Genomic DNA, 25,744 nt, shown 5'->3' on the forward strand with positions numbered 1-25,744 from the left:
GGTGCCGCGCAACGTGGCCGGCCCGCGGCTGATGACACAGATGCTGCCCTGACGGGCGAAGTCGGCTAGACCGTCGTCTCTTCAAGGAGGACGTTCCGACATGAAGGCCGTCGTGATGGCAGGTGGTGAAGGCACTCGCCTTCGCCCCATGACCTCAAGCATGCCCAAGCCGCTCCTGCCCGTAGCCAATCGGCCGATCATGGAGCACGTGCTACGCCTGCTCAAGCGGCACGGGCTCAATGAGACGGTCGTGACCGTCCAGTTCCTTGCCTCGCTCGTGAAGAACTACTTCGGAGACGGCGAAGAGCTCGGGATGGAGCTCAGCTATGCAAACGAGGAGAAACCCCTCGGTACTGCAGGCAGTGTGAAGAATGCCGAGGAGGCATTGAAGGACGACACGTTCCTCGTGATTTCCGGTGATGCACTCACCGACTTCGACCTCACCGACCTCATCGCCTTCCACAAGGAAAAAGGCGGACTGGTCACGGTCTGTCTCACTCGTGTCCCGAATCCCCTGGAATTCGGGATCACCATCGTGGACGAAGCGGGCCAGGTCGAACGCTTCCTGGAGAAGCCGACCTGGGGACAGGTCTTCTCGGACACCGTGAATACGGGCATCTATGTCATGGAGCCCGAGGTTTTCAACTACGTCGAGGCCGATGTCTCCGTGGACTGGTCCGGTGACGTCTTCCCGCAGCTCATGAAGGAAGGCAAGCCCATCTACGGCTATATCGCCGAGGGCTACTGGGAGGACGTCGGCACGCACGAGAGTTACGTGAAGGCCCAGGCCGACGTGCTGGAGCGGAAGGTCGACGTCGAGATCGACGGCTTCGAGATCTCCCCCGGTGTGTGGGTGGCCGAAGGTGCGGACGTACACCCCGACGCGGTGCTGCGGGGGCCTTTGTATATCGGTGACTATGCCAAGGTCGAGGCCGGCGTGGAGATCCGGGAGCACACCGTCATCGGATCGAACGTCGTCGTGAAGAGCGGAGCCTTCCTGCACAAGGCCGTGGTGCACGACAACGTGTACATCGGTGATCACAGCAATCTGCGCGGCTGCGTGATCGGCAAGAACACCGACATCATGCGCGCTGCCCGGATCGAGGACGGGGCGGTCATCGGCGACGAATGCCTCGTCGGCGAGGAATCGATCATCCAGGGCAATGTTCGCGTCTACCCCTTCAAGACCATTGAGGCCGGTGCGTTCGTCAACACCTCGGTGATCTGGGAGTCGCGCGGACAGGCCCATCTCTTCGGCGCGCGAGGCGTTTCGGGAATTCTGAACGTCGAGATCACGCCGGAGCTGGCGGTGAGGCTCGCCGGAGCGTATGCGACGACACTGAAGAAGGGCTCCACGGTCACCACGGCACGTGACCACTCCCGTGGCGCCCGGGCACTGAAGCGCGCGGTCATCTCGGCCCTTCAGGCCAGCGCCATCGACGTTCGCGACCTCGAGAACGTTCCGCTGCCCGTGGCCCGCCAGCAGACCGCACGCGGCAGCGCAGGCGGCATCATGATCCGTACTTCGCCGGGTGTTCCCGACTCCGTCGACATCATGTTCTTCGACGAACGGGGAGCGGACCTCTCCCAGGCGCGGCAACGCAAGCTGGACCGGGTCTACGCCCGTCAGGAATACCGCCGTGCCTTCCCCGGCGAGATCGGGGACCTCCACTTCCCGTCCAGTGTCTTCGACTCGTACACGGGATCGCTGCTGCGGAACGTGGACACCGCGGGGATCTCCGACGCCGGCCTCAAGGTGGTGGTCGACGCTTCCAACGGCAGTGCGGGGCTCGTACTCCCCAGCCTGTTGGGGCGGCTCGGTGTGGATGCCCTGACCATCAACCCCGGCTTGGACGAGTCCCGGCCGACCGAGTCCGCCGAGACCCGAAGGTCCGGACTGGTCCGGCTCGGGGAGATCGTCTCGTCGGCGCGGGCGGCGTTCGGCGTCCGGTTCGACCCGGTCGGTGAACGGCTTTCACTGGTCGACGAGCGTGGCCGGATCGTGGAGGACGACCGGGCCCTGCTGGTCATGCTCGACCTCGTCGCCGCGGAGCGTCGTAGCGGCCGGGTGGCGCTGCCAGTGACCACTACCCGCGTGGCCGAGCAGGTGGCGGCGTACCACGGGACGCAGGTCGAGTGGACGACGACGTCGCCCGACGACCTGACGCGGGTGGGACGCGAGGAGGGCACCATCTTCGGTGGAGACGGACGCGGCGGGTTCATCGTTCCCGAGTTCAGCAGCGTCTTCGACGGCTCCGCCGCCTTCGTGCGGCTCATCGGGCTGGTGGCAAGAACGCAGCTCACGCTCAGCCAGATCGACGCCCGCATCCCGCGCGCGCACGTGCTGCGGCGTGATCTGGCGACCCCGTGGGCGGTCAAGGGACTGGTGATGCGACGGGTCGTCGAGGCGGCGGGAGACCGCAACGTGGACACGACGGATGGTGTACGGGTCGTCGAGGCGGACGGGCGCTGGGTGATGGTGCTTCCGGACCGGGCCGAGGCGGTCACCCATCTGTGGGCCGAGGGGCCCGATGACGCCTCGGCCCAGGCGCTGCTGGACGAATGGTCCGCGATCGTCGACAGCGCAGGTCAATGACGTGACCGGATGCCGGGGCGGGTGAGCGCCGTCGCCCCGGCACCCGGACCCGGTCCGGCATCAGGGCGGCGGCGGGAGGAATCGCGCGACCGTATGCGGGGCTTCGGTGGGGCCATTCGGCGGTAGCCGCCGCGACATGCGACGATGTGCGGCATGTCGCAGCAGCCCCCCGATCGGAGTAGCGCCCCGCCGCCCCCGCGTCCCGACGCGTCCATGTCGCTGCTGACCAATGTGATGGACCACAGCCTGGACGACGGATATGCCGAGGCGTCGGCGCGTCGCAAGGCCGACGGACGTTCGGGGATGCCCCGGACCCTCAAGGCAAAGCTGGGCTTCGCGGCGTGTCTGGTGCTCGCAGCGCTTGTTGTGACGCTCGGTGCCGCGCAGGCGCGGGTTGCCGCGCCGGTCCTGGCCAAGGAGCGCGGGGAGCTCATCGACCGGATTGACGCGGAGACGTCGTCGGCCGACACCCTTGAAGCGCAGGTGGAGGAGATCCGCGACGACGTGGGCAGGCGGCAGCGCAAGGCGCTGGAAAAGCATGGCGGTGACCAGGCCGAACTGGTGGCCCTGCTCTCCGGGGCGACACCGGTGCAGGGTCCAGGGGTGAAGCTCGTCGTCGATGACGCGAAGGACACCGACCAGGGGGGTGGCGGACCGCGTGAAAGCAGCGGGTTCTCCGACACGGGGCGGGTGCGTGACCGGGACATGCAGCGGGTCGTCAACGGTCTGTGGCAGTCCGGCGCCGAAGCGATCGCCATCAACGGTCAGCGTCTGACCGCCCTGTCGGCGATCCGTGCCGCGGGCGACGCCATACTGGTCGACAACAAGCCGCTCGTGCCGCCGTACACGGTGCTCGCGGTGGGGGACGGGAAGAAGCTCGGCGCCGCATTCCAGGACAGTGCCGATGGCCAGTACCTGCAGGCGCTCAAGGACACCTTCGATATCCGGACCAGCATCTCCGTTCAGGACAAGGTGAGCCTCCCGGCGGCCCCGAGCCTGATCGTACGGACAGCAGAGCCTTATAAGGCCGCAGACACCGGCAGTGGTGCGGCAGACACAGGGAAGGGCACATCGTGATCGCCGTACTGGGCCTCGTCGTGGGAGTCGTGGTCGGACTGTTGGTCCGGCCCGAAGTACCGGCGGTGGTAGAGCCCTACCTCCCGATCGCGGTCGTGGCCGCTCTCGACGCCGTCTTCGGCGGCCTGCGGGCCATGCTCGACGGTATCTTCGTCGACAAGGTCTTCGTGGTCTCGTTCCTCTCGAACGTGGTCGTGGCCGCGCTGATCGTCTTCCTGGGTGACAAGCTGGGCGTCGGAGCGCAGCTCTCCACCGGAGTGGTCGTCGTCCTCGGTATCCGGATCTTCTCCAACGCCGCCGCGATCCGCCGGCACGTCTTCCGGGCCTGACGCCGATGAGCAACGACGCATTCAACGGCGACCGCGAAGAGCCCGGCGAGCGGGCCGAGGAGACGCCGGGGGAAATGACCGGGCGCCAGCGGCTGATCGCCGGAATCTGGCCACCTCGGGTCACCCGCGCCCAACTCATCGTCGCGGTGCTGTTGTTCGTGCTCGGCCTGGGGCTGGCCATCCAGGTGCGGTCGAACAGCGACAACAGTGCCCTGCGCGGTGCCCGCCAGGAGGACCTGGTCCGCATCCTCGACGAGGTGGACGACCGTACGCAGCGGCTGGAGGACGAGAAGCAACGCCTCGTCGACCAGCGCACGGAGCTGGAGAACAGCTCCGACCAGGCGGAAGAGGCGCGGAAGCAGACGGTGGAGAAGGAGCGCCAACTCGGTATCCTCGCGGGCACCGTGGCGGTGCACGGCCCCGGCATCACGCTCACCGTCAACGACCCCGGTGACGCGGTACAGGCCGACATGCTGCTCGACGCTCTCCAAGAGCTCCGGGCGGCCGGCGCCGAGGCGATCGAGGTCAACGGCGTGCGTGTAGTGGCCAATACGTACTTTTCCGGGGACGGCGGAGCCGTCAAGGTCGACGACCACAAGATCTCCGCTCCGTACGTCTTCAAGGTCATCGGCAAGCCACAGGATCTGGAACCGGCGCTGAACATCCCCGGCGGCGTGGTGCAGACGCTGGAGAAGGAGCAGGCCACCGTGCATGTGGTGCAGTCGGACGACATCGTCATCGACGCCTTGCGACCGGCGGAGCGGCCTGACTACTCTCGGTCGTCGGCCCAGTGAACCCGGGACGCGTGGGTGTGCGGGGACATGGGCCGGAGGTTGCGGGGGGTCGCCGCATCGTAATGGTGGTGCGTGGTGGAAACTGTCGAGTGCCTACGGACGTTGTGAAGATGTCCGGGTCGGCAGGTGTGTTCATTCAGGGTTCGTCCTGCCCCACGGGCGGGTCTGTTTCGGTCAAGGGGAATCGCCCGTGAAGTTGTTTGGGAAGTTGTTCGGCAAGAGCGCTCGCGATGAAGCCGCACGCCATCGCGCGCCGCGCCATGGCCAGACCGAGGAGCAGGGCGGCGAGCGCCCCCTCTTCCGCGATCAGGTGGCTGGTTCGGGGGGTGACAATCCGGGTGGTTCCGGCGCGTCGTCCGTTGACCCTGCCGGTCCCGGCCGCATAGGTTTCGGAGAACCGTCAACCTCAGGTACGGGTGGAGGGTTCGCCCCGAGGCAGGAGGCTTCGTCCATGCCGGTCTGTACGAGGTGCGGGCACCGCAATGCCGAGGCCAGTCGTTTCTGTTCCAACTGCGGCGCGCCGCTGCGTGGCGGGGTCCCCGAGCGGGCCTCGGAGACGACGTCGACCATCTCCATCTCCGGCCTGGAGGCCTACGAGGCGGAGGCGACCGGGCAGACGTCCGTGCCTTCGCTCTCGCCCGAGGCCCAGGCCGCTGTGGATGCCCTGCCGCTCGGTTCGGCGCTCCTCGTGGTGCGCCGGGGTCCCAACTCGGGCAGCCGCTTCCTCCTGGACAGCGAGCTGACCACGGCCGGCCGTCACCCGCAGAGCGACATCTTCCTCGACGACGTGACGGTGTCGCGTCGGCACGTGGAGTTCCGCCGGAGCCCCGACGGCAGCTTCACCGTGGGCGATGTGGGCAGTCTCAACGGCACCTACGTCAATCGTGAGCGCATCGACTCCGTCGCGCTGTCCAACGGCGACGAAGTGCAGATCGGCAAATACCGGCTGGTCTTCTACGCAAGCCAGCGCGGTATCTGACTCGCCCCCTGACCTGGTCGGGGGGATCCCCCAGGAAGGTCCATGCTGAGAACACCGACGGGCGGTGCCGGACACGGCACCGCCACCGCCGACGACCGTCCGATGAGCATCGGCACGGTACTCCTGCAGCTACGGGACGAGTTCCCCGAAGTCACGATCTCCAAGATCCGCTTCCTGGAGGCCGAGGGGCTCGTCGAACCGCAGAGGACACCTTCCGGCTACCGGAAGTTCCGCTCCGAAGATGTCGAGCGGCTCGCTCAGGTGCTCCGGATGCAGCGGGATCACTATCTGCCCCTGAAGGTCATCCGGGAGCACCTGGACGCCCTCGCCCGGGGTGAACAGGTCGCTCTGCCCTCCCCGGGCGGTGAGCGGGACCTGACCGACGGCGACTGGATCAGTGGGCCGGGACGTGCCACAGCGGCCCGTATCGGCCGTGCCGAGCTTCTGGCCGCTGCCGAGGTCACGGAGAGCGACCTCGACGCGTGGGAGTCCTACGGCCTGGTCGCACCGTCGGCGGAGGGCGGCTACGACGCCGAGACGGTCACCATCGCCAGGCTTGTGGCGGATCTGGGCCGATTCGGTCTGGAACCGCGACATCTTCGGGCGATGAGAGCGGCCGCGGATCGGGAAGCCGGGCTGATCGAGCAAGTTGTCGCACCCCTGCGCCGGCACCGGAATCCGCAGACCAGAGCGCATGCCGAGGCTACTGCGAAAGAGCTTGCCGAGCTCTCCGTGCGGCTGCACTCGGCCCTCGTCCAGGCCGCTCTGCAGATCCGTCTCCACTGATCCCGGTGGGGCCCGACTACCCAAACCTGCCGAGCACGTCCTAGGGTTGCTGTGTGAACGAGCTCGACGTTGTGGGTGTCCGGGTGGAAATGCCCTCCAACCAACCGATCGTGCTCCTGCGTGAAGTGGGAGGCGACCGGTACCTCCCCATTTGGATCGGTCCTGGTGAGGCGACCGCGATCGCCTTCGCCCAGCAGGGCATGGCTCCGGCCAGGCCGCTGACCCATGATCTCTTCAAGGATGTGCTCGAGGCCGTCGGCCAGGAGCTCACCGAGGTCCGGATCACGGATCTGCGAGAAGGGGTCTTCTACGCGGAGCTGGTCTTCGCCAGCGGAGTCGAGGTGAGCGCGCGGCCTTCCGATGCCATAGCGCTCGCCCTGCGCACCGGCACGCCGATCTACGGCAGTGACGGGGTGCTCGACGATGCGGGAATCGCCATTCCCGACGAGCAGGAGGACGAGGTGGAGAAGTTCCGCGAGTTCCTCGACCAGATCTCTCCGGAGGATTTCGGTACGAACAGTCAGTGACGTCCCAAGGGGCTCCAGCGCATCCGACAAGCCTTTCCCGGTCGTGAGTCACGGGAAACCACCCTCAGGGTGATTATCACTCGGCGTGCCGAGTGTGGCGATCGTTGACGCACCCCGGGTGACTGCCTACCTTCGAGTGGGCAGGTCAAGGACGGAGGTCGGCGTGAGAAGCAGCGGCGACGGTACGGCAGTGGGTGGGCCGTATCCGCAGCAGGGGAGTACAGCCGGCCACACCATCAGGCAACCGGCTGCGCCGGATGCGGTGGCGGGGGACGGCATGACATCGGCCAACGAGATCGGCTACCGAGGACCGACGGCGTGCGCGGCTGCGGGGATCACCTACCGGCAGCTCGACTACTGGGCTCGCACGGGCCTTGTGGAGCCGAGTGTCCGTCCGGCCTACGGGTCGGGCACACAGCGGCTCTACAGCTTCCGGGACGTGGTGCTCCTGAAGATCGTGAAGCGTTTCCTCGATACCGGGGTGGCGCTTCAGAACATCCGCACCACGGTGCAGCACCTGCGGGCCCGAGGCTTCCAGGATCTCGAGCGGATGACGCTGATGAGTGACGGAGCGACCGTCTACGAGTGCTCCTCGCCCGCCGAGGTCGTCGAGCTGCTCCAAGGGGGGCAGGGGGTCTTCGGCATCGCCGTCGGGGTGGTGTGGCGGGACGTGGACGCCGCGCTGTCGCAGTTGCACGGGGAGCGCGTGGACACCGGCGAGACACTGATCGGCAACAACCCCGCCGACGAACTCGCCCGTCGGCGCAACCGGGCGGGCTGAACCGGACGGGAGAACGGCCGCGCCCCGGAAATCCGGGGCGCGGCCGCCGTTGCGACAGGGCGACTGTCAGTGCCGTAGGGCACCATCGATTGATGTGAGAGCCGCGCCCACCATCCTGCATCTGGACATGGATGCCTTCTACGCCTCTGCTGAGCAGGCGGCGAAGCCGAGTCTGCGCGGCAAACCGGTCGTGGTGGGTGGACTCGGGCCCCGGGGGGTCGTCGCCACCGCCTCGTACGAGGCGCGGCGTTTCGGGGTGCACTCGGCGATGCCGATGGCGCAGGCCAGAAGGCTGGCACCGAACGCGGCCTACCTGGTGCCGCGCTTCACGCTCTACCGCACGGTGAGCGACCAGGTCATGGAGCTGCTGGGCCGCCTCTCACCTCTCGTGGAGCCGCTCAGCCTCGACGAGGCCTTCGTCGACCTGGAGGCGGGCGGCACAGCGGACGACACGGCTTCGGCCATGGAGATCGGCGAGCAGCTGCGCGGGGCGATCGAGGCGGTCACGGGGCTCAGCGGCTCCGTCGGGCTCGCAGGATCCAAGATGCTGGCGAAGATCGCCTCCGAAGAGGCGAAACCCGACGGAATCCTGTTGATAGAGCCGGGCACGGAGCGGGAACTGCTGGCGCCCATGACGGTGCGCACCCTGCCCGGCGTCGGGCCCGCCACCGCGGACCATCTGCGCCGCGCCGGCATGACCACGATCAACGACCTCGCCGAAGCGGGCGAGGCGGAACTCGTACGGCTCCTGGGCAAGGCGCACGGCAGCTCCCTGCATCGCATGGCCTTCGGCTACGACGACCGGCCCGTGGTCGCCGAGCGGGACGCGAAATCGGTATCGGTCGAGGACACCTTCGACACGGATCTCCACGACCGGGTCCGGGTCAGGGCCGAGGTGGAGCGGCTGGCCGACCGCTGCGTCCAGCGCCTGAGGGCCGCCGGCCGGTCGGGGCGCACGGTGGTGCTGAAAGTGCGGCGTTACGACTTCTCGACCCTCACCCGCTCCGAGACGCTCCGAGGGCCCACCGACGACCCCACAGTCGTCAGAGAGGCCGCTGCACGGCTTCTGGAGTCCGTGGACACGACCGGGGGCGTGCGGTTGCTGGGCGTCGGCGTCACCGGGCTCGCCGACTTCACCCAGGAGGACCTGTTCGCCCAGGCGGCGGGCGAGCGGACGGCCGCCGAGCCCCCCGGAACCGCCGAGACGGGTGGGGACGCGGTGGCGGACGAGGGAGAGCGGACGGACGAGGGAGAGCATGCGGGCGAGGAGGCCGTGCAGGAGAGCGCCGAGCAGCTTGCCGCGCGGCGCTGGCCGGCCGGGCACGACGTCCGCCATGACACGTACGGGCATGGCTGGGTGCAGGGGAGCGGGGTCGGGCGGGTGACGGTGCGGTTCGAGGAACCGGAATCGGAGCCCGGCCGGGTCCGCACGTTCCGTATCGACGATCCGGAACTGCAGCCGGCCGATCCGCTGCCGCTTGTGCGGAACCCGGTGGACTACTCGTCCTGGCCGGCGAGTCTGCCGAAGTCACGGTCCGGGGCGCTCTCGCCGGGCGCCGAGTCCAGACCGTAGTGCCGGTAGAGCTGAAGCTCCTGTTCCGGCGAGAGATGGCGGCCGACGCCGAAGTCGGGTGCGTCCTTGATCAGGGCGCGGTCGAAGGGGATGCGCAGCGTTTCCTCGACGAATTCGCTGGGCTCCAGCGGGACGAAGGCATCCCGGCTGAACAGTCCGGTGCGAACGGCCGCCCATTCGGGCACACCGGTCGCGTCGTCGAGATACACCTCGTCCACGGTTCCGATCTTGGTGCCCTTGCGGTCGAACGCCTTGCGGCCGATCAGACTGCGCGGATCGATGTCGGTCTGCACGGTCCCTCCCATGGGTCGCGGCTACTCCACAGGCACTACAGAAGTGCAGATTCGTGGGGTTGGCCACTCGAGATCTCTGCCGGGTACCCCGCTGGTAGGCTGACTATGGCTGCTGACCCCGTGCGGGAGAGTCCTCCGGAGAGATTCCGGAGGCGCCGAAGGAGCAAATCCTCCCCGGAATCTCTCAGGCCCCCGTACCGCATGGACGAGGTCACTCTGGAAAGCAGGGCGGGTTCCGCATGGCCACGGCCGGACCGGATCTCTCCCTCACCGACGGTGAAAGCCGGTGCGCCCCGCGGGCACCGGTGAAGCTCTCAGGTTGAGATGACAGAGGGGGAGGCCGTTCGGGCACCCCGCGCCGTGGTGCCCCTCGCAGGTCGTGACAGACCAGGAGGCCTCCATCATGACCCCCCGTCGCACTTCGCTTTCCCAGCTCGAACAGGGAATCCCGTTCGAGCAGCGCCACATCGGTCCCGATGCCGAGGCACAGGCGAAGATGCTCGCCCAGGTCGGTTACGGTTCGCTCGACGAGCTGACCGCCGCCGCGGTGCCCGATGTGATCAAGAGTGCCGAAGCCCTGAAGCTGCCGGACGCCCGGACCGAGGCCGAGGTCCTTGCCGAGCTGCGCCTCCTCGCCGACCGCAATCAGGTCCTCGCCCCGATGATCGGGCTCGGCTACTACGGCACCTTCACCCCGCCGGTGATCCTCCGCAACGTGATGGAGAACCCTGCCTGGTACACGGCCTACACGCCGTACCAGCCCGAGATCTCCCAGGGCCGCCTCGAAGCCCTCCTGAACTTCCAGACGATGGTGGCCGAGCTCACCGGGCTGCCCACCTCCGGCGCCTCGCTGCTCGACGAGGGCACCGCCGCCGCCGAGGCCATGGCGCTGGCCCGGCGCGTCGGCAAGGTGAAGAAGGGCGTCTTCCTGGTCGACGCCGACACGCTGCCGCAGACCGTCGCCGTCATCGAGACCCGCGCCGAGCCGACCGGGGTCGAGGTCGTCGTCGCGGACCTCACCGACGGCATTCCGGCCGAGATCGCCGAGCAGGGCGTCTTCGGCGTGCTGCTGCAGTACCCGGGCGTATCCGGAGCCGTGCGGGACATCAAGCCCGTCATCGAGCAGGCCCACGAGCTCGGCGCGATCGTCACCGTGGCCGCAGATCTGCTGGCACTCACCCTGCTCACCTCGCCCGGCGACCTGGGCGCGGACATCGCCGTCGGCACCACGCAGCGTTTCGGCGTCCCGATGGGCTTCGGCGGACCGCACGCCGGTTTCATGGCGGTACGCGAGAAGTTCGCGCGCAGCCTTCCGGGCCGTCTCGTCGGTGTCTCCGTGGACGCGGACGGCAACAAGGCGTACCGGCTGGCCCTGCAGACCCGCGAGCAGCACATCCGCCGCGAGAAGGCCACCAGCAACATCTGCACCGCCCAGGTGCTGCTCGCCGTGATGGCCGGCATGTACGCCGTCTACCACGGCCCCGACGGGCTGCGCACGATCGCGCGGCGCACCCACCGCTACGCGGCCATCCTGGCCGAGGGGCTGCGGGCCGCCGGTGTCGACGTCGTGACCGGTACCTACTTCGACACGCTCACCGTCCGGGTCCCGGGCAAGGCCGCCGAGGTGGTCGCCGATGCCCGTGACCGCGGGGTCAACCTGCGGCTGGTCGACGGCGACCTGGTCTCGATGGCGTGCGACGAGACCACGACCCGCGCGCAGATCGCTGCCGTCTGGGCCGCGTTCGGCGCCGAAGGCGACATCGAGGCACTGGACGCCACGACCGCCGACGCGCTGCCGGAGGGTCTGCTGCGCACCGACGCGTTCCTGACCCACCCGGTCTTCCACCAGCACCGTTCCGAGACCGCGATGCTGCGCTACCTGCGCAAGCTCGCCGACCGCGACTACGCGCTGGACCGCGGCATGATCCCGCTCGGCTCCTGCACGATGAAGCTGAACGCGACCGCCGAGATGGAGTCGATCACCTGGCCCGAGTTCGGCGCGCTGCACCCGTTCGCACCGGCCGAGCAGGCCGAGGGCTTCCTGACGCTCATCCGTGAGCTGGAGGAGCGCCTGGCGGAGGTCACCGGCTACGACGCGGTCTCCATTCAGCCGAACGCCGGCTCGCAGGGCGAGTTCGCGGGGCTGCTGGCCGTCCGCGCGTACCACCGTGCCAACGGCGACGAGGGCCGGACCGTCTGCCTGATTCCGTCCTCCGCCCACGGGACCAATGCCGCGAGCGCCGTGATGGCCGGCATGAAGGTCGTCGTGGTGAAGACCGCCGACGACGGCGAGGTCGACATCGAGGACCTCCGCGCCAAGATCGCGCAGCACCGCGACGAGCTCGCGGTGCTCATGATCACCTACCCGTCCACCCACGGTGTCTTCGAGGAGCACGTCGCCGACATCTGCGCCGAGGTGCACGACGCCGGCGGTCAGGTGTACGTGGACGGGGCCAACCTCAACGCTCTCGTCGGCCTGGCCAAGCCGGGCCACTTCGGCGGCGACGTCTCGCACCTGAACCTGCACAAGACCTTCTGCATCCCGCACGGTGGCGGCGGTCCCGGCGTCGGTCCCGTCGGCGTGCGTGCGCATCTGGCGCCGTATCTCCCGAACCACCCGCTGCAGCCCGCCGCAGGTCCGGAGACCGGTGTCGGACCGATCTCGGCAGCTCCGTGGGGCTCGGCAGGAATTCTTCCGATCTCCTGGGCCTATGTACGCCTGATGGGTGGCGAGGGCCTGAAGCGTGCGACGCAGGTCGCCGTACTCGCGGCCAACTACATCGCCAAGCGGCTGGAGCCGCACTACCCGATCCTGTACAACGGCCCGGCGGGACTGGTCGCGCACGAGTGCATCGTGGACCTGCGTCCCATCTCCAAGGCGACCGGAGTCAGCATCGACGATGTTGCCAAGCGCCTCATCGACTACGGCTTCCACTCGCCGACCATGTCGTTCCCGGTCGCGGGGACGCTCATGATCGAGCCGACCGAGAGCGAGGACCTCGCGGAGCTGGACCGATTCTGCGACACGATGATCGCCATTCGTGGCGAGATCGAGAAGGTGGCCTCGGGCGAGTGGAGTGCGGACGACAACCCGCTGGGCAACGCGCCGCACACCGCGGCCGCGCTGGGCGGGGAGTGGGAGCACGGCTACAGCCGTGAGGTGGCCGTCTTCCCGGCCGGGGTCTCGGTAGCCGACAAGTACTGGCCGCCGGTGCGCCGGATCGACGGTGCGTTCGGTGACCGCAACCTCGTCTGCTCCTGCCCGCCGCTGGACGAGTACGACAACTGAACGATGACGCCGGAACACAGGGCGTGACGCGGACATGCGTGGGGGCCGGTGCGGAGACTTCTCCGGGCCGGCCCCTTTCGTACCGGCCGCTCAGGCCGCCTTCACGACCCGGCCCGTTTCCAGCGGCCGGTGCGGGGCGATGATCTGCCCGTCCGGGAGCAGCTCACCGGTGTCCTCGAAGAGCAGGACGCCGTTGCACAGCAGGCTCCAGCCCTGCTCAGGATGGTGCGCCACCAGGCGGGCGGCTTCCCGGTCGGCTGAGTCGGCTGTCGGGCAGGGTGGCTGGTGCTGGCACATGGACGGGTTCTTTCGCTGCGTTGAGTTGAGTGTCCTGCGGCTTGAAGAGGTGTTCATGGCCGCCCCCGTATCGATCGGTCCGGTCCCAGTGTTGCCCCACGGGCGTCAATCCGCAGGGATTTCGCAGCAGCACTTCTTCTCCTCTGATGACGCATCACCCGCCCGGGCGGTTCAACGCAACTGCACTGTCACTTCGGGTGGTTCGGGGTGGCCGGATGGGGCTAGTCCGGATGGGCACGAGGGCCCCCACTTGATGGCACTGTGCCCCGCCACCGAGTCCGGTGGCGGGGCACAGTGCCATCAAGTGGGGGGAGCCGGGAATCAGGCGGGAGAGCCGAGCAGGGGGCCGGGGCCGGGTGCGATACGGGTGGTGATCACGGGGAGTAGATCAGCGACCCGGTGCGGACGGTGCGCCGCGATACCCGGTGGGGCGGGAGCCAGCGGAACCAGTAGATCGGCCGGGGCCGGGGACCCGCCGGAGGCGTCTGCCTGTGTGTCGCCGTGGAGCCACAGTGCCAGCATGTAGAGCTCGGGAATGGACAGCAGCCGCGGCTGGTAGGGCGTCGCCGCCGCCTCCGCCTGGCGCAGGGCGAGTTCGGTCGAGGCGATGTACGGGCCTTCGAAGAAGTGCGAGAAGGCCCAGCCGTCCGGGGTGAGCATCGTGTCCGCCGCGGCGACGGCCCGCTCCGTGCTGCGGATCAGGAAGCGCCATGCGGCGAGCCGGGTGGTGGGTGCGAGCCCGTCCGGGCCGATTCGGTCCAGTACGTGGACGGGGAGCGGGTGTTCGGGGCTCAGCGGTCCCTGGGCGGACCGCAGAGCGGGGGTGCGGGCCTCGCGGACCGCGGTCGGTGAACCGAGCGCCGCGAGAACGCTGCGCAGAGCGGGCGCGGGAGCCGGGGGTACATGCAGCGGCATAGTGGGTCGCCTCTCACTTCGGAGACACGGTGGAGCGTGGGCGGGTGCAGACGGCGCTGTCGGCGTGCGGGGCCAGAGGAGGCCGGTGACTGGGCCGGTGCGTCAACTCTCTGCCTCGTCCGCGGAGTTTATACGACACGTGTTCACGCGGTGTTTCCACTAGCCGCCACGGCTATTGCCGGCAAGGCGGTATCCGGACTCAATTATGCGGAGATTACGCTGATTCGGCGCGAGCGGCGCAGCCACCGCCTCGGGTTTTTCCCGCGCCGCGGTAGGCCGAAACGTGTCGGTGCTTTCCCTGTATGCCGAACGGGGAATCTGCGCACTGTGTCATGCCGAGTGAATGTGCCCCGGGCCTCGGTCATCAGATTAGCGGGTGTGCGACACCGGCGGGGCGTTATGGATCTCCCCGCCTGGGCATTATCGATCGTGACGCGAGCGGCCTGGGCCGCGGGCCGCCCACTCGAGGAGGGATGCTTCGATGGGGAAGAAGGTCGTTGCGGGCGCGTTTGACCTGTCCGACCGGCAGAAGTACCGGAGGAAGCTCCACCAGTGCCTGGAGGGGCTGGGGAGGCTTCTGGCGGAGCGGAGGTTCGACCGGCCGCGCAGCCTCATGGGCATGGAGATCGAGCTGAATCTGGCCGGTGCCGACGGTATGCCGAAGATGTTGAATGGGCAGGTTCTGGATCGCATCGCGAGCGGAGATTTCCAGACGGAACTGGGGATGTTCAATCTCGAAGTGAACATAGTTCCACACAATCTTTCAGGCCGCGTTCTCGACCAGTTGGCGGAAGAGCTGAGGACCGGTCTCGGATATGCCGACCGCAAGGCCGCCGAGGTCGATGCCGGGATCATGATGATCGGAATACTTCCCACCCTCGGACGCGAGGACATGGTCCGGTCCAATCTCTCGGACGTGGACCGCTACGCGCTGCTGAACGATCAAATGGTGGCAGCGCGCGGCGAGGATTTCTCCCTGGATATCGAAGGCGTGGAGAGACTGGTCTGCACCTCCGGGTCGATCACCCCCGAGGCGGCCTGCACCTCGGTGCAGCTGCATCTGCAGGTGACTCCGGAACGTTTCGCGGACGTGTGGAACGCGGCCCAGGCCGTCGCGGCGGTGCAGGTGGCCATGGGTGCCAATTCCCCCTTCCTCTTCGGCCGGGAGCTGTGGCGGGAGTCGCGGCCGCCCCTCTTCCAGCAGGCCACGGACACCAGGCCGCCCGAACTGCAGAATCAGGGGGTGCGGCCGAGAACCTGGTTCGGTGAGCGGTGGGTCGATTCGGCGTACGAGCTCTTCGAGGAAAACCTCCGCTTCTTTCCCCCACTGCTGCCCATCTGCGACGAGGAGGACCCGCTCAGGGTCCTCGACGACGGAGGGGTGCCGCGGCTCCAGGAGCTCGTCCTGCACAACGGCACGGTCTACCGGTGGAACCGCCCGGTGTACGGGCTCGCGGACGGCGTCCCGCACCTGCGGGTGGAGAACCGGGTGCTGCCCGCGGGCCCGACCGTCGCCGATGTGATCGCCAACACCGCGCTCTACTACGGACTGGTACGGGCTCTTGCGGAGGAATCCCGTCCGGTGTGGACGCGAATGCCGTTCACTGCCGCGGCCGAGAACTTCGAGACCGCCTGCCGCCGGGGGATCGACGCCGAACTGCTCTGGCCCCGGCCCGGCCGCTCCGGCGGGCTGACCCGGGTGCCGGCCGTCAAACTCGTGCGGGACGAACTGCTGCCCATGGCCGCCGCGGGCCTGGACGCCTGGAACATCGAGCCCGCGGACCGGGACCACTACCTGGGGATCATCGAGGAGCGCTGCAGGCGGCGGGTGAACGGGGCGGCTTGGCAGGCCGACGCCTACCACCGGGCGCGGGAGGCCGGGCTGGGGCGGGCCGAGGCGCTCGCCGCCATGACCCGGCGATACGCCGAACTGATGCAGGACGGCGAGCCCGTGCACACCTGGCCGGTGGACTTCCCCGGACGGTGAGACGGCCGGGCGGCCGGTTGCTCTGACGCTGCTTCTGACATGCCGCGTTCCGGACGTACCGTGTTCCGGACACGCTCTGTCACGAACATGCCCCGCTCTCGGGCGCCCCGCTCCCGCCGCGGCTGCGGGAGGGGCCCGCCCCGGCCGTGCGCGCCCTACTCTCCGGCTGCGCCACCGCTCTGTCCGGCGGTCATCACGGCCTGCAGGATCACCGCCTGGATCTCCGCCGGGTCGCTGACCTGATAGCCGCCACCGCCGGTCACCTTCGCTATCTCGTTCACCTCTTCGCGGTCGGCGTCGGGGCCGACCGCGATGGCGAGCAGCGGAACCGGGCGTTCCGGGTCGGTGATCTTCTTCAGCTCGGCGATCAGGGCGGAGCGGGAGATGGACTTCTCATCCTGGTTCGAGCCGTCCGTGAGGATCACGACGGCGTTGAACTTGCCCTTCACGTAGGTGCGCTGCGCCTCCTTGAATGCGGCCAGCGCGGTGTCGTACAGACCTGTCGCGCCGTCGGGGACGGGCTTCAGTGCGGCGAACGCCGCGGCGAGCTTCTCGCGGTGCGTGCCGCCGCCCTTGGCCGGGTCGCCGAGCCGGGCGGTCGGCACCAGCCTGCGGTAGTCCTTCTCGCCGTCGAGCGTGGTGGCGAACTCCCAGAGGCCGATCTCGTCGTTCGGGGTGAACTGGTTGAGCGCCTGGATCAGGGACGCCTTGGTGACGTCCATCCGGGACTGGTTGCGGCCCGGCACGATCGTGGCCATCGACCCCGAAGCGTCGACGACGGTGGTGAGCCGCGCGCTCTGCACGGTGATCGTCCACATGCCGAGCGTCTCCTGCAGCGTCTCGTCCGAGGGCGCTATCCCGGGGGACGTGGCGTACGGCTGCGGCGATTTGCCGCCGGCCGAGGCGACGAGGCCCTCGTCCGCCGTACCGTCGACGGTACGGAAGCCGTGGGCCTCCAGCGTGCGCTGTGCGGCGTCCTCTGACAGCAGCGTCATGAACCGTAGTGCTGCACGGCTCTCGTCCGTCGTCTGCTCGTCCTCGTTGACCAGGGTGAACGGGTAGTTGAGGAGCGGGGCGCCGTCCTTGGGGTAGAAGAGGTCGAGCTTGCCGCCGTCCGCCGACTCGGCGTTGTGGGCGAACGCGGCCTGTTCGGAGAGAAGCACCGCCTGGTTGCGTGCCGGATTGCCCTGTTCCGCGCCGGAACTGTCCTGGGGCAGGGTCGCGACGACCTGGGCATCGCCGTCCGACATGCGCTGGGCGAGCAGCTTGGCGGTGGCCGCGGCTCTGGTGTCGCTGTCCCCGCCCAGCTTGTCGGACGAGATTCCGATGCTCGTCAGCGCGAGCAGCCCCGTGGCGCTGCGCGCGGGGTCGGCCGAGCCCAGGCGCACCTTGTCGGACTCCATGGCCGCGGCCGTCAGCTCTGCCCAGGAGTACTTCTTCTCCGGCCAGCCGAGGCTCTTGGCGGCGGAGGGCACCATGGCGAGTGCCACCGGAGAGGAGGCGACGGAGTCTCCCGGAGTGATCGGGATGGCGTCTCCCGTGCCCTTCGCCCGGTTCAGCCAGAGATCGGAGTCGGGAAGCCACATCTGGTAGTCGGGTGCGCGGGTGCCGCGCGCGAGCGCGTCCGCGACCTTGTACGAGTCACGGGCCACCACATCCACGTCCACGCAGCGGCCGTCGGATCTCAGATCGTCCTTGCGTGCCTTGTCGGCGACGGCACGCACGGCGGGGGCGATGTCGGGTGAGGTCATCATGGACAGGTGTACGGCGGTGTCCTCGCAGGACTTCGAGAACGACAGCAAGCCGCCCTGCGCCGCGACCGCCGTTCCCGCGGCTACGGCGATAACGAGCGTGGTGGCGATGGCCACGGTGCGACGGCGACGCGGTGGACGGTCCCCGCTTCCGTCCGCGGCGTAGTCGTCGGGCAAGCTGTGACGTCCCATGTCGGTGGTGCCCCTCCTTGAGGATGAACAAGGAAAAGGGGGACCACACCATCGGCAATGGTGCTCGTCCCCCGGCCTGTCGCGCATGATCTTCGTACCTGCATTCGAGACCCTAGCGGGACGGGGAGCGGCATGGGACGTGAATGCACAACTGAGGGCAGGTGTACAGGTGGAGGCGGGGCAAGTGGCTGATTCTTTTCCTCAAGAGGCCGTCTCACGACGGATCTTGCGGTCGGAGACGGTGTTGGTGCTGGCCCTCTCGCTGGGAGCCAGCGGGGTGTCTGCCCTGATCAGTTTTGTCGGATCCTTGACGAAACCAGGGGGTTTGAAGGATCAGGCGGCCACGCTCAACAGCTCCTATGCGCCGGGACGCCCATGGCTGGATCTCGCCTGGCAGCTGTTCGGGATCACGACGGCGCTGGTGCCTGTCGCTCTGGTCGCGCACCTGTTGATCAGGGAGGGTGCCGGGCTGCGGGCCATCGGCTTCGACCGGACCCGGCCGGGGTCCGACCTCGGGCGCGGGGTGTTGGTGGCGGCGGGTATCGGCAGCGCGGGTCTGGCCTTCTATCTGGTCGCCCGGGCCGCCGGTTTCAACCTCACGGTCGTCCCCGAGTCGCTGCCTGACGTGTGGTGGAAGTTCCCGGTACTGATCCTGTCGGCGGTCCAGAACTCCGTCGTGGAGGAAGTGATCGTCGTGGGATATCTGCTGCGCAGGCTGGGGCAGTTGGGGTGGACCCCGATGGCCGCCCTGATGGCCAGTTCGGTCCTGCGTGGCTCCTACCACCTGTACCAGGGCGTCGGAGGCTTCGTCGGCAACATGGTGATGGGTGTCGTCTTCGTGCTGTTGTACCGCCGCTGGCAGCGGGTGGGGCCGCTGGTTGCCGCGCACGCCCTGCTCGATATCGGTGCGTTCGTCGGCTACGCGCTGCTGGCCGGGAAGGTGGGCTGGCTGCCGACGCCGTAGGCCCGGGGGCGGAACGTGCCAGGGAGGGGGGTGTGCGGGAGGATCCGCATACCCCCTCCCTGGCGTCGTTACAGGGTGACGAGCAGTTCGCCGTCCACGACCGTGACCGCGCGACCGGTCAGCAGGGTGCGGTCGCCGCGCATCGACGTACGGACCAGACCGGACCGGGCGGACGCCTGCAGGCCTGTCAGCTCGTCGCGGCCCAGCCGGGCGGACCAGAACGGCGCAAGCGCGGTATGGGAGCTGCCCGTCACCGGGTCCTCGTCGATGCCCACGGCGGGGAAGAAGCCGCGGGAGACGAAGTCGTAGCCGCTGTCGGGGGCGGCGGCAGCGGCCGTGGCGATGACACCGCGGCGGGAGAGGGTGGTCAGGGCCGCGAAGTCCGGCGTGAGTGCCCGCACGGTCGCCTCGTCGGCCAGTTCCACGAGCAGGTCACCCACGTGCGGGCCGGTGTCGTGCACGGACACGGGCTCCGCGCCCAGAGCGGTGGCCAGTCCCTGCGGCGGGGTTTCGGGTGTCAGCGGGGCGGTGGGGAAGTCGAGTGCGATCGAGCCGTCCGAGGCCGTGGCCGAGGTGAGGACTCCGCACCGGGCGGCGAAGCGCACCGTGCCACTCGCGGCCGACGTGGTGTGCAGGACATGAGCCGTGGCGAGGGTGGCGTGGCCGCACATGTCGACCTCGGTGGACGGGGTGAACCAGCGCAGCGCCCAGTCGGCGGCGCCACCCGGAGGCAGTGGGTGGGCGAACGCGGTCTCGGAGAGGTTCAGCTCCGTGGCGATCTGCTGGAGCCGGCTGTCATCGGGAAAGCCCTCCGGGCCCAGGAGCAGGACACCTGCGGGATTGCCGGAGAAGGGGCGGTCGGTGAACGCGTCGACGATTCGGATCCTCATGATCCGACCCTAGGAGCGCGGCAAAGCGGCGGGCCAGGGCCAATTCCGGGTCGGCGGCTCGGGAATTGTCCTGTGGCAGCGAACCTTGACCGATCGCCCCTGAGGTTCGACCGCCTGGAGGTGCTCTACCGGCGGACCGCCGAGATCAGTCCGCCGGGCCGCTCCTCCCGCTGCGGAGGCGTGCTGATCGGGCGGCCGTAGGCGGCAGCGCGCTCGCGCAGGGTGTAGCTGTCGGCCTCCCAGCCGTGCCCCGCCAGCCAGCCCACCGGGTCGTCGGGCATCTCCGAGACCCACATGGACGCCGCCGATCCGGGCGCGGAGTCCGCGCCGAAGCGCTCGATCACGCCGCGCGAGCCCAATGTCAGCCCCATCCGACTGCCTGCCGCCGACTGCGCGCTGATCCGGGCCAGCAGTAGCTCCACCGCGTCCTCGGGCAGATAGATCAGCAGTCCTTCGGCGATCCACGCGGTCGGCACCGCCGGGTCGTGCCCTGCGGCGGCCAGCGCGGCCGGCCAGTCCTCACGCAGATCCACCGCGACGGTGGTCCGCTCGCAGCGTGCGACGGCCCGCTCCTGGCGCAGCACCGAGGCCTTGAAGGTCAGTGGCGCGGCAGTGTCGACCTCGAACAGCCGGGTGCCCTCTGGCCAGTCGATCCGGAAGGCCCGGCTGTCCATGCCGGCGCCGAGCAGCACGACCTGCCGGATCCCGGACGCGGAGGCCTGCTGCAACAGGTCGTCGAGGAACTTCGTCCTGATGACGATGGAGAGCGACACGGCCAGTCGGCGGCGCGCGGCCTCGTCATCGGGCAGCGGCGGCGAGGAGGGCCATAGGCCGCCGGCGGTGGCGAAGGCCTGTGCCAGTGGATCGCGGAACAGCGCGTTCTCCCGCTCGGTCTCCAGCGCCCGCACCCGGGCCACCCCCACCGCCGTGGCCCACACTCCCGACGGCTGCACCCGCTTCTGCTCATCAGTCACCGCGTCAGCCTAGGCGGAGCCGGTGGGGCCTTCCGCTGCCGGTATGCCTTCCGGCGGCAGCGCTCTGAGTATGTCCGGCGTGGCGTCGTTGCCGGCAGGGCCTTGCCGGTGCAAGGGGTTTGTCAAGCGACCGGTTCCGATATATCGTTGACGCATCGCGACAGTATGCGATGCGTCAACGATCAATACGAGAAGGAGTACGGTCATGCGTTCACATGGACACGAGCAGGGATACGGACGCGGTCATGGGTCTGGCGCCCACGGGCCCGGCCGGCACGAGCGGGGCGACTTCGAGGGGCGCCGGGCGGCCTTCGGGCAGTTCGGCCCGCCGTTCGGTGGCGGCCCGTTCGGCGGAGGGCGCGGCCGCGGCGGCGGCCGGGGAAGGGCGCGCCGCGGTGACGTGCGTGCGTCGATCCTTGCGCTGCTGAAGGACCGGCCGATGCACGGCTACGAGATGATTCAGGAGATCGGCGAGCGCAGCGGCGGGGCCTGGCGGCCCAGTCCGGGCTCGGTGTACCCGACCCTTCAGCTGCTGGAGGACGAGGGCCTGATCGTCAGTGCGAGTGAGGGCGGCAAGAAGCTGTTCACCCTCACCGATGCCGGCCGTACCGAGGCGGAGTCGGGGGCCGACGCGCCCTGGGAGGAAGCCGGGCGCGGCGTCGACTGGGAGAGCCTCAATGAGGTCCGGCAGGCCGGATTCGGCATGATGGAGGCGTTCGGGCAGGTCTGGAAGACGGGCTCGGCCGACCAGCGCGAGAAGGCGCTGACGGTGATCAACGACGCCCGGAAGAAGCTCTACCTCATCCTCGCCGACGAGCACTGAGCCGACGGTGGGAGAGCTGAGGGAGGGTGTGCCGAAGGGCCCCGCGGCGGTGCCGCGGGGCCCTTCGGCGTTGTCGGTGCGGGGCGGCTGTCCCGGGGGTGGTCAGGCGACGATCAGTCCGTCCAGCTTGCGCAGCGACTCGACGAGTGCCGCGGTGGCGGAGTCCTTGAGCTTGCCGGCCATCAGGGAGACCGCCGCGCCGGTGAATTCGCCGTCGATGCGGATCGTGGTGGCGTCTCCGTCCGGCGTCAGTACATAGCTCATCTTCAGATTGACGCCCATCGGCCCTTTCCCCGTGGTCGTCAGCAGGCGGCCGTCCTCCAGCTCCGCCACCGTCCAGGTCACCTCGGCGGGGAACCCCATGAGTTTCATGTTCTCCTCGTAGGTGCCCGCGAGTTCGAGCGTGGCGGGACCCCCCTTGGGGAAGCTGGTGTGGGTGGCGTTCCACTCCCCGTACGTGCTGAAGTCGGTCAGCTGGGCCCAGACCTTCCCGGCCGGTGCTTCGATGCGTGCCTCTGCACTGACTTCGGCCATGCGACCACCCCTTCTCGACGGGTTTCGGTGTCGCGGAACGTAGCCGCAGCGGCGAGAACATTCAATACTGATGAAGTGTCAGATCTGTTGAGCCGGTCCGGTCCGCCAGATCAGGGCTGCGTCGAACCGGTCGTAGGCGCGGGGGTGCGGTCCGTCGTCGTGGCAGTGGAACGCCGCCCAGAAGAGATCCGCGAGCAGGGCGTCGGACGGCGCGTGGACCCGGTAGACGTAGTCGCGCCCGTCGAGCGCCGGCAGCGAGACGAGCCAGCTCACCTCCGGCCTCCCTCCCGCCGCCGCAACAGTGCTCCGGACTGTGGGACGTGTGCGGGGATGCTTCCGGTTGCTCCTGGGGGAGTGTGAGGCAAGGCGGCGCGCGCCGGCAGTGGGAATTCGTTCCCGGTATGGCGCGATCTCATCCGTAAGGAGGAGGTCTCGCTCCTCTGTGCCCAACTCGGGTGGGATGCGGCAATGGGACTCTCCGGGGACGCTCGGGACCATTTCGGCTGATGGGGTGGAAGGGTGCAGAACCGGACGCCGCGGATTCCTCAGCAGCCCGCACCGAGCCACCGTGCTGAGTTCGACGCCAGACTCGCTGTGGAGCTGGCCGCCGTGGTGACTGGTGCGCGCAGGCGCGCCCTGCGGGACGGCGACCGGCAGATCGACACGGCTCATCTGCTGCACTCCCTCATCGAGTCGGACCCCGAGGTCCGCACCGCCTTCGACGGTGGCGCGCAGCTGGCCAAGGTGCTCGGCTACCTCGTCCAGCGCAGTATCGGATACGGGCTCCGCTGGCAGGGGGCGATCGAGGACTCGGGTGCGCTCCCGGTGGTGGCGGACGCGGGTGCCGAGGGCTGGTCGCCCTCCGCGGCGTCCGCGATGGCGGGTGCGTACCGTCGTGCGCGGTCGCTCGGACGCGAACGGGCCGGCGGCATCGACCTGCTCGTGTCGCTGACCGCGGACCGGGAGTGCCGGGCTGTCGAGGTGTTGGAGCGGGCGGGCGTCGACGCGGCGCTGCTTGAGGACCGGATCGTGGAGGCGTCCTCCCAGGGGTGAGCGGCGGGGCTCAGCCGGGTGGCTGTGTGAGCGCTTCGAGGGCCGGGCGGAGCAGGGCGGTGACGCGGTCGGCCGGGGCGTCCCGGAGAGCGGTGAGGCTGAGCAGCTGATGGCCGATGGTGACGCCCACCATCGTGGTGACGATCAGCGCGGCGCGCAGTTTCGCTTCCCCGTCGTCCCCGTCGTCCCCGTCGTCCCCGTCGGCCGACAACGCGTCCCCGATGTCGGCGATCTGCCGGTCGAGCGCCCCGCGGGCGTGATCGGCAGCGGCCGGGTCGGTGAGCATCGAGCGCAGCATCGCGCGTGTGCCGTCGGGCAGTCCGCCGAGCTTGAGGCCCAGGGTGACCAACAGATGGTCGAGGAGTGCCTCGCCGTCCCCGGCCTCGCCGCCCTCTGGTGTCCGGGGCGCCGATGGTGCCTGTACCGCTTGGGTGAACAGTCCGCGCTTGGAACCGAAGTACTGCATCACCAGGGCCGGGTCGACACCTGCCGAGGCGGCCACCGCGCGGATGGTGGTGCGGTCGAACCCCTTGGCCGCGAACAGCCCGCGAGCGCTGTCGAGAATGCGTGCCTCGGTGGCCCGGCGGCGGTCCGTGCGGGAAGTGGCGTGAGTGGTCACGGATTGACTCTACAGATGTTGACCGATGCCGGGCCGGCTCCTAAGGTGCTTCACTCAACGATCGTTGAGTGAATGGGGTGGGTTTCATGACGGGTTCGCAGGCAGTCGCCTCCCGCACACCGCGCGCAGTGCTTGACCGGTACCACCGGGCCATGCTGGACAAGTCGGCCGACGACCTGGCCGATCTGTACGCCGTGGACGCGGTGCACGAGTTTCCGTTCGCCGCTCCGGGCTTCCCGGCCCATTACGCGGGCCGCGAAGCGGTGCGGGGTGGGTATCGGGCGGCCTGGGGTGCCAGTCCGTTCGAGGTGGTGGAGATCAGGGATGTCGTCGTCCATGTGTCCGACGATCCGGGCACGGTCATAGCCGGGCATGTGGTCGTGGTCCGGTCGGCGGGGGGTGATCGCGCCGCCGTCCCCGGACTGCTGATCATCGACGTCAGCGACGGCCTGATCACGCGGGTGCGCGACTACATGGACGCGCTGGCTGTCGCCCGTGCGGCCGGGGTGGCCGGCGCGTAGGGGCCGCGCGCCAGGGGGTGGGCGGTGCGGGTCGCTGCTCGGCCGTATGTGTCAGGGGTGCGAATGACATCGGAGTGTTACCCGGGTCAGGTGTCACAGGGGTGACGCTCCTGACGTCAGCTGCCATGATGTGCCGATGCACGCGTCTCAGGGGAGAAGCGCCGGCCTGGGACTCGCCCTGGCCTCGGCCTTCGCATTCGGCGGTTCCGGAGTGGCGGCCAAGCCGCTCATCGAGGCGGGGCTCGACCCGCTCCACGTGGTGTGGCTCCGGGTGGCGGGCGCCGCGCTCGTCATGCTGCCCGTCGCCTGGCGCCACCGGGATCTGGTCCGCAGCCGCCCGGTGCTGCTGCTGGGATTCGGACTCCTTGCGGTTGCCGGCGTCCAGGCCTGCTACTTCGCCGCCATCTCCCGTATCCCGGTGGGCGTAGCGCTGCTCGTCGAGTACCTCGCGCCGGCGCTCGTCCTCGGCTGGGTGCGCTTCGTCCAGCGCCGACCGGTGACCGGGGCGGCCGCTGTGGGGGTTGTCCTCGCGGTGGGGGGACTGGCCTGTGTCGTCGAGGTGTGGTCCGGGCTGAGCTTCGACGCCGTGGGGCTTCTGCTCGCCCTCGGTGCGGCCTGCTGTCAGGTCGGCTACTTCGTCCTCTCCGATCAGGGCAGCGCCGACTCGGCCGAGGGAGTCGAGCCTCCGCATCCGGTCGGTGTCATCGCCTACGGCCTGCTGATCGGGGCCGCCGTGCTCACCGTCGTGGCGCGGCCGTGGGGCATGGACTGGTCCGTACTCCGCGGCGACACCGCCATGAACGGCGCGGAAGTACCCGCCTGGCTGCTCCTCGTCTGGATCGTGCTGCTGGCCACCGTCATCGCGTACGTGACCGGCGTCATCTCGGTGCGGCTGCTGTCGCCCGCGGTGGCGGGCGTCGTCGCCTGTCTGGAAGCCGTCATCGCCACCGTGCTGGCGTGGGTGCTGCTCGGGGAGCATCTGGCGGCCCCGCAGCTCATCGGCGGTGCGCTCGTGCTGACCGGCGCCTTCATTGCGCAGTCGTCAACGCCCAAGGCGCCTTCCGGCCCCATTGCCTCAGGGGCGGGCGGGGAGCGGACGGCGGTCGAGGGGGAGTTGCCTGCCGGCCGCACCGCCTTCTAGGGTGACGATCATGCGTTTGACCGTACTTCCGCCGCCTGCCGCCTAGCGCGGGCAGCCAC

At 69.1% G+C, this 25,744-nt stretch carries 25 protein-coding genes and 1 riboswitch; of the genes, 16 read left to right on the plus strand and 9 right to left on the minus strand.

Translation table 11 applies throughout. The annotated features are described in order from the left end of the window. Positions 1-100: 100 nt before the first annotated feature. The 9 genes from OG912_RS30770 to OG912_RS30810 all read left to right on the plus strand — a co-directional run bounded on the left by OG912_RS30770 (position 101) and on the right by OG912_RS30810 (position 9,442). Positions 101-2,596 (plus strand): mannose-1-phosphate guanyltransferase, encoded by a 2,496-nt coding sequence (locus OG912_RS30770; RefSeq protein ID WP_327712143.1) that lies wholly within the window; start codon positions 101-103, stop codon positions 2,594-2,596. Positions 2,597-2,749: 153 nt separating this feature from the next. After that, complete coding sequence (locus tag OG912_RS30775) at positions 2,750-3,673, plus strand: DUF881 domain-containing protein (protein ID WP_327712144.1); 924 nt, start codon at positions 2,750-2,752, stop codon at positions 3,671-3,673. Then, positions 3,670-4,002: a small basic family protein gene (locus OG912_RS30780; RefSeq protein ID WP_003970459.1), complete on the plus strand. Its 333-nt coding sequence runs from the start codon at positions 3,670-3,672 to the stop codon at positions 4,000-4,002. Before OG912_RS30775 ends, OG912_RS30780 begins: the two co-directional genes overlap by 4 nt. Positions 4,003-4,007: 5 nt before the next feature. After that, entirely contained in the window at positions 4,008-4,796 is a 789-nt protein-coding gene (locus tag OG912_RS30785) for a DUF881 domain-containing protein (protein ID WP_443061035.1), read from the plus strand. A 190-nt stretch (positions 4,797-4,986) separates the two neighbouring features. Then, positions 4,987-5,775: an FHA domain-containing protein gene (locus tag OG912_RS30790; RefSeq protein WP_326735006.1), complete on the plus strand. Its 789-nt coding sequence runs from the start codon at positions 4,987-4,989 to the stop codon at positions 5,773-5,775. Between the two features lie 42 nt (positions 5,776-5,817). Beyond that, complete coding sequence (gene ftsR, locus OG912_RS30795) at positions 5,818-6,561, plus strand: transcriptional regulator FtsR (RefSeq protein ID WP_327712145.1); 744 nt, start codon at positions 5,818-5,820, stop codon at positions 6,559-6,561. 53 nt (positions 6,562-6,614) lie between these two features. Further along, the gene (locus OG912_RS30800) at positions 6,615-7,088 is read left to right on the plus strand and encodes a bifunctional nuclease family protein (RefSeq protein WP_006123076.1); all 474 of its coding nucleotides are present in this window, start codon (positions 6,615-6,617) and stop codon (positions 7,086-7,088) included. Positions 7,089-7,251: 163 nt separating this feature from the next. Further along, on the plus strand, positions 7,252-7,869 hold the full coding sequence (locus OG912_RS30805; RefSeq protein ID WP_326735004.1) for a MerR family transcriptional regulator: 618 nt from the start codon (positions 7,252-7,254) through the stop codon (positions 7,867-7,869). Positions 7,870-7,963: 94 nt separating this feature from the next. Beyond that, entirely contained in the window at positions 7,964-9,442 is a 1,479-nt protein-coding gene (locus tag OG912_RS30810) for a DNA polymerase IV (protein ID WP_327712146.1), read from the plus strand. Here OG912_RS30810 and OG912_RS30815 read toward each other — a convergent pair. After that, complete coding sequence (locus OG912_RS30815) at positions 9,367-9,747, minus strand: PRC-barrel domain-containing protein (RefSeq protein ID WP_326735002.1); 381 nt, start codon at positions 9,745-9,747, stop codon at positions 9,367-9,369. The two genes, OG912_RS30810 and OG912_RS30815, sit on opposite strands and share 76 nt — an antisense overlap. A gap of 101 nt (positions 9,748-9,848) precedes the next feature. Continuing rightward, a riboswitch (glycine riboswitch) is annotated at positions 9,849-9,945 on the plus strand. A gap of 193 nt (positions 9,946-10,138) precedes the next feature. Between OG912_RS30815 and gcvP the strand changes: the two genes are divergently transcribed. After that, positions 10,139-13,024, plus strand: coding sequence for an aminomethyl-transferring glycine dehydrogenase (gcvP, locus tag OG912_RS30820; RefSeq protein ID WP_327712147.1), 2,886 nt, complete (start codon positions 10,139-10,141; stop codon positions 13,022-13,024). 90 nt (positions 13,025-13,114) lie between these two features. Here the strand turns inward: gcvP and OG912_RS30825 are convergent, their stop codons facing one another. Next, positions 13,115-13,321: a DUF5999 family protein gene (locus OG912_RS30825; protein ID WP_326735000.1), complete on the minus strand. Its 207-nt coding sequence runs from the start codon at positions 13,319-13,321 to the stop codon at positions 13,115-13,117. Between the two features lie 321 nt (positions 13,322-13,642). Next, the gene (locus tag OG912_RS30830; RefSeq protein WP_327712148.1) at positions 13,643-14,236 is read right to left on the minus strand and encodes a hypothetical protein; all 594 of its coding nucleotides are present in this window, start codon (positions 14,234-14,236) and stop codon (positions 13,643-13,645) included. Between the two features lie 481 nt (positions 14,237-14,717). Between OG912_RS30830 and OG912_RS30835 the strand changes: the two genes are divergently transcribed. Continuing rightward, positions 14,718-16,223, plus strand: a complete 1,506-nt coding sequence (locus tag OG912_RS30835; RefSeq protein ID WP_327712149.1) for a glutamate-cysteine ligase family protein — start codon at positions 14,718-14,720, stop codon at positions 16,221-16,223. Positions 16,224-16,378: 155 nt separating this feature from the next. Here OG912_RS30835 and OG912_RS30840 read toward each other — a convergent pair whose 3' ends face one another. Then, positions 16,379-18,166 carry a substrate-binding and VWA domain-containing protein gene (locus OG912_RS30840; RefSeq protein WP_327712150.1) on the minus strand — a complete coding sequence of 596 codons (1,788 nt, stop codon included), beginning with the start codon at positions 18,164-18,166 and terminating at the stop codon, positions 16,379-16,381. Between the two features lie 184 nt (positions 18,167-18,350). Between OG912_RS30840 and OG912_RS30845 the strand changes: the two genes are divergently transcribed. Next, positions 18,351-19,130 carry a CPBP family intramembrane glutamic endopeptidase gene (locus OG912_RS30845; RefSeq protein WP_327712151.1) on the plus strand — a complete coding sequence of 260 codons (780 nt, stop codon included), beginning with the start codon at positions 18,351-18,353 and terminating at the stop codon, positions 19,128-19,130. A 68-nt stretch (positions 19,131-19,198) separates the two neighbouring features. On the opposite strand, the gene OG912_RS30850 is transcribed toward OG912_RS30845, so the two are convergent. Together OG912_RS30850 and OG912_RS30855 are read right to left on the minus strand one after the other, a co-directional pair. Further along, on the minus strand, positions 19,199-20,020 hold the full coding sequence (locus OG912_RS30850; RefSeq protein WP_327712152.1) for a PhzF family phenazine biosynthesis protein: 822 nt from the start codon (positions 20,018-20,020) through the stop codon (positions 19,199-19,201). Positions 20,021-20,145: 125 nt separating this feature from the next. Next, positions 20,146-20,994, minus strand: coding sequence for a class I SAM-dependent methyltransferase (locus OG912_RS30855; protein WP_327712153.1), 849 nt, complete (start codon positions 20,992-20,994; stop codon positions 20,146-20,148). Between the two features lie 205 nt (positions 20,995-21,199). Between OG912_RS30855 and OG912_RS30860 the strand changes: the two genes are divergently transcribed. Beyond that, entirely contained in the window at positions 21,200-21,817 is a 618-nt protein-coding gene (locus OG912_RS30860; RefSeq protein ID WP_327712154.1) for a PadR family transcriptional regulator, read from the plus strand. A 102-nt stretch (positions 21,818-21,919) separates the two neighbouring features. Here the strand turns inward: OG912_RS30860 and OG912_RS30865 are convergent, their stop codons facing one another. Together OG912_RS30865 and OG912_RS30870 are read right to left on the minus strand one after the other, a co-directional pair. Next, positions 21,920-22,351 (minus strand): type II toxin-antitoxin system Rv0910 family toxin, encoded by a 432-nt coding sequence (locus OG912_RS30865; protein WP_327712155.1) that lies wholly within the window; start codon positions 22,349-22,351, stop codon positions 21,920-21,922. Between the two features lie 78 nt (positions 22,352-22,429). Continuing rightward, entirely contained in the window at positions 22,430-22,624 is a 195-nt protein-coding gene (locus OG912_RS30870; RefSeq protein WP_327712156.1) for a hypothetical protein, read from the minus strand. Between the two features lie 246 nt (positions 22,625-22,870). Here OG912_RS30870 and OG912_RS30875 point away from each other — a divergent pair, with 246 nt between their 5' ends. Next, the gene (locus OG912_RS30875) at positions 22,871-23,404 is read left to right on the plus strand and encodes a Clp protease N-terminal domain-containing protein (protein WP_327712157.1); all 534 of its coding nucleotides are present in this window, start codon (positions 22,871-22,873) and stop codon (positions 23,402-23,404) included. Positions 23,405-23,414: 10 nt separating this feature from the next. Here the strand turns inward: OG912_RS30875 and OG912_RS30880 are convergent, their stop codons facing one another. Continuing rightward, on the minus strand, positions 23,415-24,023 hold the full coding sequence (locus OG912_RS30880; RefSeq protein ID WP_327712158.1) for a TetR/AcrR family transcriptional regulator: 609 nt from the start codon (positions 24,021-24,023) through the stop codon (positions 23,415-23,417). A gap of 86 nt (positions 24,024-24,109) precedes the next feature. Between OG912_RS30880 and OG912_RS30885 the strand changes: the two genes are divergently transcribed. Both OG912_RS30885 and OG912_RS30890 read left to right on the plus strand, forming a co-directional pair. After that, positions 24,110-24,544 (plus strand): nuclear transport factor 2 family protein, encoded by a 435-nt coding sequence (locus OG912_RS30885; protein WP_327712159.1) that lies wholly within the window; start codon positions 24,110-24,112, stop codon positions 24,542-24,544. A gap of 136 nt (positions 24,545-24,680) precedes the next feature. Then, the gene (locus OG912_RS30890; RefSeq protein ID WP_327712160.1) at positions 24,681-25,685 is read left to right on the plus strand and encodes an EamA family transporter; all 1,005 of its coding nucleotides are present in this window, start codon (positions 24,681-24,683) and stop codon (positions 25,683-25,685) included. Positions 25,686-25,744: the final 59 nt, after the last annotated feature.

It is taken from the genome of Streptomyces sp. NBC_00464 (assembly GCF_036013915.1).
Classification (GTDB): domain Bacteria; phylum Actinomycetota; class Actinomycetes; order Streptomycetales; family Streptomycetaceae; genus Streptomyces.